This window comes from Janthinobacterium sp. GW822-FHT07H10 (assembly GCF_058798675.1).
The window spans coordinates 81,264-90,031 of sequence record NZ_JBXAKS010000018.1; the positions used below are offsets into that span (position 1 = coordinate 81,264).

6 protein-coding genes are annotated in these 8,768 nt (G+C 64.3%); all 6 read left to right on the top strand.

Translation table 11 applies throughout. The features are described 5' to 3' along the window. The first annotated feature begins 197 nt into the window (after nt 1–197). The gene (locus tag AC1RDJ_RS26400) at nt 198–3,053 is read left to right on the top strand and encodes an ATP-binding protein (RefSeq protein WP_493029209.1); all 2,856 of its coding nucleotides are present in this window, start codon (nt 198–200) and stop codon (nt 3,051–3,053) included. A gap of 280 nt (nt 3,054–3,333) precedes the next feature. Beyond that, on the top strand, nt 3,334–4,254 hold the full coding sequence (gene argF / locus AC1RDJ_RS26405; RefSeq protein ID WP_071324754.1) for an ornithine carbamoyltransferase: 921 nt from the start codon (nt 3,334–3,336) through the stop codon (nt 4,252–4,254). Nucleotides 4,255–4,324: 70 nt separating this feature from the next. Further along, nucleotides 4,325–5,560 carry an argininosuccinate synthase gene (locus AC1RDJ_RS26410; RefSeq protein WP_034759383.1) on the top strand — a complete coding sequence of 412 codons (1,236 nt, stop codon included), beginning with the start codon at nt 4,325–4,327 and terminating at the stop codon, nt 5,558–5,560. 187 nt (nt 5,561–5,747) lie between these two features. After that, complete coding sequence (locus AC1RDJ_RS26415; RefSeq protein WP_071324755.1) at nt 5,748–7,559, top strand: methyl-accepting chemotaxis protein; 1,812 nt, start codon at nt 5,748–5,750, stop codon at nt 7,557–7,559. A gap of 5 nt (nt 7,560–7,564) precedes the next feature. Continuing rightward, nucleotides 7,565–8,020, top strand: a complete 456-nt coding sequence (locus AC1RDJ_RS26420) for a chemotaxis protein CheW (protein ID WP_493029210.1) — start codon at nt 7,565–7,567, stop codon at nt 8,018–8,020. Next, nucleotides 8,017–8,768 (top strand): CheR family methyltransferase (locus tag AC1RDJ_RS26425; RefSeq protein WP_493029211.1); only part of this gene is annotated, 752 nt, incomplete at its 3' end. The genes AC1RDJ_RS26420 and AC1RDJ_RS26425, both read left to right, overlap by 4 nt.

The following is an 8,768-nucleotide window of genomic DNA, read 5'->3' on the forward strand; positions in this document are numbered from 1 at the left end:
CGCCATCCCTGGCCCGTCAACGGGGCGCACGCCAGCCGGCAGGGATTGGCGCGCGCCCCGCTTGCTTTACGACGGGGAATTCCGCAGAAAAAACTGTTCCGTCCGCCAAACAACTGCATCCGAATGCAGCTTACAATGCGATCCAATAAGGTGTCACTGGCCGCTGGCCAACACCATCGCCTTGCGGGAGATTTCGGATGGAAATGTTCGCCCTCGAACATGACATTGCACAGTGGGAAGACTCACTGCAGCCATTACGCGCAGTGGAGCGCCTGCCCTTGCTGATGCTGCTGGCATGGCATCTGCGCCAGCGCAACTGTACACAAGCACAACAGTATGCGGCCGAAGCGAGCATTTTGTTACCGCTGGCACAGTTGCCGGCGCATGCCCTGGCCATCGCGCAGGCACGCCTGCAGCTGGTGCGTGCGGAAGTTGCATGGTTGCAAGGTTCGCTCGATGCGGCCGAAAGCCTGGCCATGGCGGCGCACGCCATCCTGTGCGCGCACGGCGACGGCGCCGGCTGCGCCGATGTGCACTGGCTGCTCTCGTCGATCGCCGTCGACCGCGGCGACCATGCGCGCTGCGACGCCGAGTTGCTGGCGGCGGGCGAACAGGCGCGCAGCGCCGGCGACGCCATGCGCGCCAGGCTGGCCGACGCGGCCACGGCGCGCTGGGCCGTGCTGCGCGATGCGCCTGCCGCGCTGGCACGCTGGGGCGGCCACTTCCTGGCCGACGGCGCCAGTGGCAAGCTCGACGCGCCGCTGGCCACCTGGATACACGACTTCCGCGGCTTGCTGGCGCACACCTCGCGCGACCTGGGCACGGCCGCCGGTCACTATATGCAAAGCTACGAGGCGGCACTGGAAAGCGGCCAGTTGCGCGGCGCCATCACGGCCGCCATCAATATCGGCGACTGCTTCGCCAGCCTGAACGACCATGAATCGGCGCTGGAATGGATGCAATGCGCGCTCGACCTGGCGCGCCCGACGGGCTGGCCGCGCAGCATCGGCGCTTGCCAGACGCATGCGGCGGAAACCATGCGCAAGCTGGGACGCCTGGCGGCCGCCGAGGACTTGCTGCGCGAAGCGCTGCTCATCCTGGCGCCCGTGTCCGGCGCACGCACCTACGCCAACGCCCTCTTCCACCTTGGCGAACTGAGCCTGGACAAGGGCGACTACGACACCGCGCTCGACGCCTTCAGCCGCCTGGCGCAGCGTGCCGAGGCGCTGGGCCAGGCCGATTTCCGCAGCATGGCCCAGCGCGGCAGCGCGCATGCACTGTCCTACCTGGACCGTCCCGACGAGGCGCACCAGGCGGCAGAGCGGGCGCGCCAGCTGGCCACGGTACAGGGCGACGCCATGCACCAGGTGGCGGCATTGCGCGTGCTGGCCATGCTGCATGCGCGCCACGACCTGCCGCCACCGCCCGGCATGCAGGAGCGCAACCCCGCCCTGCACTATCTGCACCAGGCATTGCAGGTCGCCGCCTCGATCGACGGCTATGTGCCGCCCGGCGAGCTGCTCGATGCGCTGGCGCGCGAATACGCGCATGCGGGCGACTATGCGCGCGCCTACGATATCGCGCTCGACGCGGGCGTGGCGCGCGAAAAAAGCCACACCCAGCAGGCGAGCAACCGCGCCACCGCCATGCAGGTCTACCACCAGACGGAACATGCGCGCTCGGAAGGCTATCATCACCGCGAACTGGCCGCGTCCGAGGCGCGCCGCGCCGAAGTGCTGCAGCAGACCAGCGATACCCTGGAGCGGCTGTCGGCCATCGGCCAGGAAATCACCACCCACCTCGACGCCAGCGCCGTGTTCCAGGTGCTGGACCGCCATGTGCATGCCTTGCTACCCGTTAACACCTTTGCCGTCTACATGCTCGACGCGGCGGGCACGGCCCTGCGCCGCGCGCACGGCATCGAGGCGGGCCGCCCGCTACCCGACAATGCCATTCCCCTGAGTAATCCACGCGCCTATTCCGTGCGCTGCCTGCTTGGACGGCGCGAGGTGTATATCGCGCAAGTTCCGCCGCGGCGCCATGCCTACACCGTGCCTGGCACCCTGCATAACCAGAGCGTGCTGTATGTGCCGCTGATGGTGGGCGAACGCGTGCTCGGCGTGATGACGGTGCAGGCTTGCCATGCGAATGCCTACGGCGAGCGCGAGCGGCTGATTTTCCGCACCCTGTGCGCGTACGGCGCCATCGCGCTCGACAATGCCAGCGCCTACCGCCAGCTGCAAGATGCTCAGGCGCAACTGGTGTCGCAGGAAAAGCTGGCCGCCCTCGGTTCGCTGATGGCGGGCGTGGCGCATGAGCTGAACACGCCGATCGGCAACAGCTTATTGATTGCCAGCACCATGCAGCAAAAGACGGACGACGTGGCGCGCCTGATGAACGGCGCCGGCCTGCGCCGCTCGGACCTGGCCGCCTACATCGACGATGCGGGCAAGGCGGCCGAACTGGTGATGCGCGGCCTGCACAGCGCGGCCGACCTGGTCAACAGTTTCAAGCAGGTGGCCGTCGACCGCACCACCGAGCAGCGGCGACAGTTCGACTTGCAGCAGGTCAGCACGGAAATCATCGCCACCGTCATGAACCGCATCCGCAGCTCGGGCCACCGCATCGAGACAGACATCGATTTCGGCATCGCCATGGACAGCTATCCGGGCCCGTTCGGCCAGGTGATCACCAATTTGATCAACAATGCCCTGCTGCACGCCTTCGACCAGGCGGCCAACGACGGCAGCGTCAGCACGGGCTGCATGCGCCTGTCGGCCACGACCGACGCCGCGCGCGTGCGGATCGTCTTTGCCGACAATGGCGGCGGCATCGCCGAACAGTATCTGTCGCGTATCTTCGACCCCTTCTTTACCACCAAGCTGGGCCAGGGCGGCAGCGGTCTGGGGCTGTCGATCAGCTACAACATCGTCACGGCCCTGCTGGGCGGCACCATCCAGGTGGCCAGCAGCCCTGCCGGCACGCACTTCACGCTGGACCTGCCGCTGGTGGCGCCCCAGCTGGACGGCGCGGCCCCGGCCAGCATCTATTGATGCCTGCCGCACACGGGCGCGCGCTTGCCTATACAAGTACGCGCCCGGACGGTCTTTCCAATCTAAAAGCAAAACCCTTATAATTGAACGGCTGACGTACCTGCCATTGCATTATTTTCAACTTGGCAAACCGCATCGTATCGCCCGATTGGCATCCACGGGCGACGGTCAACACAGCAGCGCGCCGGGCAAGGCAGCCATCAGCACGACGTTTTTCGGCTGATGCAACCCGGCGGGAAAGGCACGCCGCCGGCGGCCTGCGCATCTTCAAGTGGTCATTATGTCTACAAAAAAACCGATCAAGCACTACCTCCAGTTCTCCGATTTCACGTTGGAAGAGTACGAATATGTGATCGAACGCGCCCATCTGATCAAGCGCAAGTTCAAGAACTACGAAATCTACCATCCACTGATCGACCGCACCCTGGTGATGGTCTTTGAAAAGAATTCCACCCGCACGCGCCTGTCGTTCGAGGCCGGCATGCACCAACTGGGCGGCGCCGCCATCTACCTGAACACGCGCGACTCGCAGCTGGGCCGCGGCGAACCGGTGGAAGACGCGGGCCAAGTCATGTCGCGCATGTGCGACATCATCATGGTGCGCACCTTCGGCCAGGAAATCATCGAGCGTTTCGCCGCCAACTCGCGCGTGCCCGTGATCAATGGCCTGACCAATGAACACCACCCGTGCCAGGTATTTGCCGACATCTTCACGTATATCGAGCACCGCGGTTCGATCGCCGGCAAGGTCGTCGCCTGGATCGGCGACGCCAACAACATGCTGTATTCGTGGCTGCAGGCGGCCGAGGTATTCGGCTTCCACGTCAACGTGTCGACGCCGAAGGGCTATGATATCGACCTGTCGCAGGTCAAGACGCAGCGCTACACCTTCTTCGCCAACCCGTCCGACGCCTGCGAAGGCGCGCACCTGGTCAACACGGACGTGTGGACCAGCATGGGCTACGAAGCGGAGAACGCGGCCCGCATCGCCGCCTTCGACGGCTGGATCGTCGATGGCGCGAAGATGGCCCGCGCCGCGCCCGATGCGCTGTTCATGCACTGCCTGCCCGCCCACCGCGGCGAGGAAGTGGCCGCCGAAGTGATCGACGGCCCGCAATCGGTGGTGTGGGACGAGGCGGAAAACCGCCTGCACGTGCAAAAAGCTTTAATCGAGTACCTGTTACTCGGTAAAATCAGTTAATTCGCCAGGAAATGGCCGATCACCTGGCAGCATCGCACTACATACATAGACAACGACAACTGGAAGCAATATGAGCGACATTAAAAAAGTAGTTCTCGCCTATTCGGGCGGACTCGACACCTCCGTCATCCTGAAATGGCTGCAAGATAACTACCAGTGCGAAATCGTCACCTTCACGGCCGACCTGGGCCAGGGCGAAGAACTGGAACCGGCACGCGCCAAGGCCATCAAATTCGGCATCAAGCCGGAAAACATCCATATCGAAGACGTGCGCGAGGAATTCGTGCGCGATTTCGTCTTCCCGATGTTCCGCGCCAATACCGTGTATGAAGGCGAATACCTGCTGGGCACCTCGATCGCCCGCCCGCTGATCGCCAAGCGCCTGATCGAAATCGCCAACGCCACCGGCGCCGACGCCATTTCGCACGGTGCCACCGGCAAGGGCAACGACCAGGTGCGTTTCGAACTGGGCGCCTACGCGCTGAAGCCAGGCGTGAAGATCATCGCCCCATGGCGCGAGTGGGATCTGCTGTCGCGCGAAAAACTGCTGAAGTATGCGGAAGACGCCGGCATCGAAATCGACATGAAGCACAAGAACGGCGGCGCGCCGTACTCGATGGACGCCAACTTGCTGCACATCAGCTTTGAAGGCCGCCACCTGGAAAACCCGAGCGCCGAAGCGGAAGAAACCATGTGGCGCTGGACCGTCAGCCCTGAAAAGGCGCCGGACGAAGCGGAATACCTGGACATCGAATACGAAAAAGGCGACATCGTCGCCATCAACGGCGTGCGCATGTCGCCCGCCACCGTGCTGGCCGAACTGAACAAAGTTGGCGGCAAGCATGGCGTGGGACGCCTGGACCTGGTGGAAAACCGCTATGTCGGCATGAAATCGCGCGGCTGCTATGAAACCCCGGGCGGCACCATCATGCTGAAAGCCCACCGCGCCATCGAATCGATCACCCTGGACCGCGAAGTTGCCCATCTGAAAGACGACCTGATGCCGCGCTACGCCTCGATGATCTACAACGGCTACTGGTGGGCGCCCGAGCGCGTCGCCCTGCAAACCCTGATCGACCACACGCAGGAAACCGTGAACGGCTGGGTACGCATCAAGTTGTACAAGGGCAATGTGATCGTCGTCTCGCGCGACTCGAAGACCGATTCGCTGTTCGACATGAACATCGCCACCTTCGACGAAGACGGCGGCGCCTACAACCAGGCAGACGCCGGCGGCTTCATCAAGCTCAACGCCTTGCGCATGCGCATCGCCGCCATCGCCCGCGAAAAGCGCGGCCAGAAGTAAGTAGTTGCCGGGAGGCACCGCCTCCCGCGCCCGCCAAAAGCCGCCCATGGGCGGCTTTTTTACGTCTGGAGCGCACTCGGCCGTGATTTACGGCCGTGCGCGCGCCCAGATCGCCCCCATTTTGCTGTCCGCATGGCAAAATGCTACAGTGCAATTGTGCTGACCTTCCCGCTTCCGGAGCCCTCCCATGTTCAAAGACCTGAGTATCAAGAATAAACTGTACCTGGGCTTCGGCTCGATCGTGGTCATCATCCTGATCCTGCTGGGCGTCGCCTACAACAGCTTTTCGCGCCTGTCCGAGGCCAATGCCTGGGACCGGCATACGATGGAAGTGCTGGTGGAGATCGACAAGATCCACAATTCCATCCTGCAAATCCAGGTCGAAACACGGGGCTACATCCTGAGCGGCAATGAAGTGTCGCTCAATTCGGAGACCGACGAGATGGCGGTGCTGAGCCAGCACACGCAAAAGGCCATGACCATGACGGCCGATAACAAGACGCAGACGGAACGCTTCCGCAAGATTGACGCGCTGACCACGGCCTGGGTCAAGGAGTGGATCACCCCCTTGATCGAAAAACGCCGCACGCTGGGCAATGCACCGGGCGCGACCGAAGCGGTGGCGCGCCTCGTGCCTGCGGCCGGCTCGCCCGGCATCCTGCAAGCCAACAGGCTGCTCGACGAGGCGGCTGCCGAAGAAACCCGCCTGCTGACCGAACGCACGGCCACCACCGCCAGGCTGCAGGAAACCATGCTGCTGACGCTGGCGCTGGGCGGCGTGCTGTGCATCGTGCTGGCGCTGGGCATTTCCTACGTGCTGGGCCGCGCCATCCTCGGCCCGCTGAACAACCTGACGGACGCCGTCGGCCGCATCGCCGGCGGCGAGCAGGGCGCGCGTGCCGCCATCATCTCGCGCGACGAACTGGGCAAGGTGACGGAAGAATTCAACCGCATGGCGCAAACCATCCAGGACAACCAGGCCAATGAACTGGCCGCCACGAATAGCTTGCGCGCCAAGGTCGATTCGCTGCTGGAAGTGGTGTCGAAGGCCGCCTCGGGCGACTTGACGGGCAAGGTCAGCATCACCGGCAGCGACGCCATCGGCCAGCTGGGCAACGGCCTGGCGAAGATGTTCGAGAACCTGCGCAGCCTGCTCAACAATGTGCAAAAGGCGGGCATCCAGGTGACGACCTCGGCCACGGAAATCGCCGCTTCGGCGCGCCAGCAGGAAGCCACGGGCATTGAACAGGCGCAAACCAGCGTGGAAATTCTCAGCACCACCAAGGAAATCTCGGCCAATACGAGCCAGCTGCTGAAAACCATGGAAGACGCCACCGCCGTGGCCGACTACACGACGAATGCCACGGCCGAAGCGCAGAACAACCTCAAGCGCATGGATTCGACCATGCAGCACATGGTCTCGGCCACCGACTCCATCAACGCCAAGCTGGCCGCCCTGTCGGAAAAAGCCAGCAACATCAACAGCGTGCTGATCACCATCACCAAGGTGGCCGACCAGACCAACATCCTGTCGCTGAACGCCGCCATCGAGGCGGAAAAAGCGGGCGAAGCGGGCCGCGGCTTCTCCGTCGTGGCCACCGAAATCCGCCGCCTGGCCGACCAGACCTCCGTGTCCACCTGGGATATCGAGCAAATGCTGAAGGAAATGCAATCGGCCGTGTCCGCCAGCGTGATGGGCATGGACAAATTTTCGGAGGAAATCCGCCGCAGCGTGGGCGAAGTGCGGCAAGTGGCCGAACAGCTGTCGTCCGTGATGGACCAGGTGCAGAAACTCACGCCGCAGTTTGACGCCGTGCTGCAAGGCATGCAGTCGCAGGCGATCGGCGCCTCGCAGATTTCCGACACCATGATGCAGCTCAACGACGCCACGCAGCAGACGGTGGAATCGCTGAAAGCCACCAGCGAGGCGGTGCACCAGCTGCAGTACGCGGCCGGCGACCTGCAGTCGAGCGTGTCGACCTTCGCCGTCACCATCTGAACCCCATGAAAGTACTGCTCTTTCACATCGGACGCGACCGCTACGGCCTGCCGCTGGCCGGCATCGTGCGCGTGCTGCCGCTGCTGGAGCTCAAGCAGTTGCCGCTCACGCCCGATTATGTGGCCGGGCTGATGGACTTGCACGGCGCGCCCGTGCCCGTGATCGACCTGTCGCGCCTGGCCGGGCTGCCCGCAGCGGCCGCGCAATTCGACACGCGCATCGTCATCGTCGACTACCGCGCGCCTGGCGGCGCCGCGCATGCGCTGGGGCTGATGGCCTCGCAGGTGCGCGGCATCGCCGACATCGATCCGCAAAAACTCGACGACAGCGGCGTGGCGACGGCGCCCTTCCTGGGCCAGGTGGCCAGCGACGCCGACGGCATCGTGCAACTGGTGGAACTCGAACACCTGCTGCCGCCCGACGTGCGCGCGCTGCTGTTTCCGGCCGGGAGCGCGGCATGACGGCGCAAACGCTGCTGCGCCGCGCCACCGGGCTGTCCGTCTCGAAAGCCGTGGCCGAGCGGGCCGTCAGCCAGCGCATGGAGCAAACGGGCTTTGCCGACAGCGAGGCCTACCTGCAGGCGCTCACGCCGGCCGAAATGACGCAATTGATCGAACTGGTGGTGGTGCCCGAATCATGGCTGTTCCGCGACCCGCAGGCGTTTTACGCCACCGTCGAACTGGTGCAGGAACGCTGGGCGCGGGGCCGCGCCACGCGCATCCTGTCGATTCCCTGCGCCGGCGGCGAGGAACCATATTCGATGGCCATGGCGCTGCGCGACGGCGCCGTGCCGAAACAGGCGTTCAGCATCGACGCCTATGACCTGAGCCCCGGCTGCATCGAACGGGCGCAGGCCGGCATCTATGGCCGCAACGCCTTCCGCGCCCAGGACGTGGCCTTCCGCGAACGCTATTTCACGCATGTGGCCGACGATTCCTACCGCATCATCGACGCCTTGCGCGAACAGGTCACGTTCAGGCAGGGCAACCTGCTGCAGTTCGATACGGCCACCTACAGCCGCCATTACGACGTCATCTTCTGCCGCAACCTGCTGATTTACTTCGACAAGCCGACCACGCGCGCGGCCATTCACAACCTCTCCGCCCTGCTGGCCGACGACGGCATGCTGCTGGCCGGCTATGGCGTTCAGGGTCTGGTTGATCTGTGCCGCGTTGGCGGCGAGCCACGCCTCGGCGCCCGCGTCGTCCA

Bases quoted from the DNA above. Each gene is read 5' to 3' on its own strand.
- AC1RDJ_RS26415 (WP_071324755.1), top strand. From the start codon at position 5,748: ATGTTCAAAGACCTGAGTATCAAGAATAAACTGTACCTGGGCTTCGGC.
- AC1RDJ_RS26410 (WP_034759383.1), top strand. From the start codon at position 4,325: ATGAGCGACATTAAAAAAGTAGTTCTCGCCTATTCGGGCGGACTCGAC.
- AC1RDJ_RS26400 (WP_493029209.1), top strand. From the start codon at position 198: ATGGAAATGTTCGCCCTCGAACATGACATTGCACAGTGGGAAGACTCA.
- argF (WP_071324754.1), top strand. From the start codon at position 3,334: ATGTCTACAAAAAAACCGATCAAGCACTACCTCCAGTTCTCCGATTTC.
- AC1RDJ_RS26420 (WP_493029210.1), top strand. From the start codon at position 7,565: ATGAAAGTACTGCTCTTTCACATCGGACGCGACCGCTACGGCCTGCCG.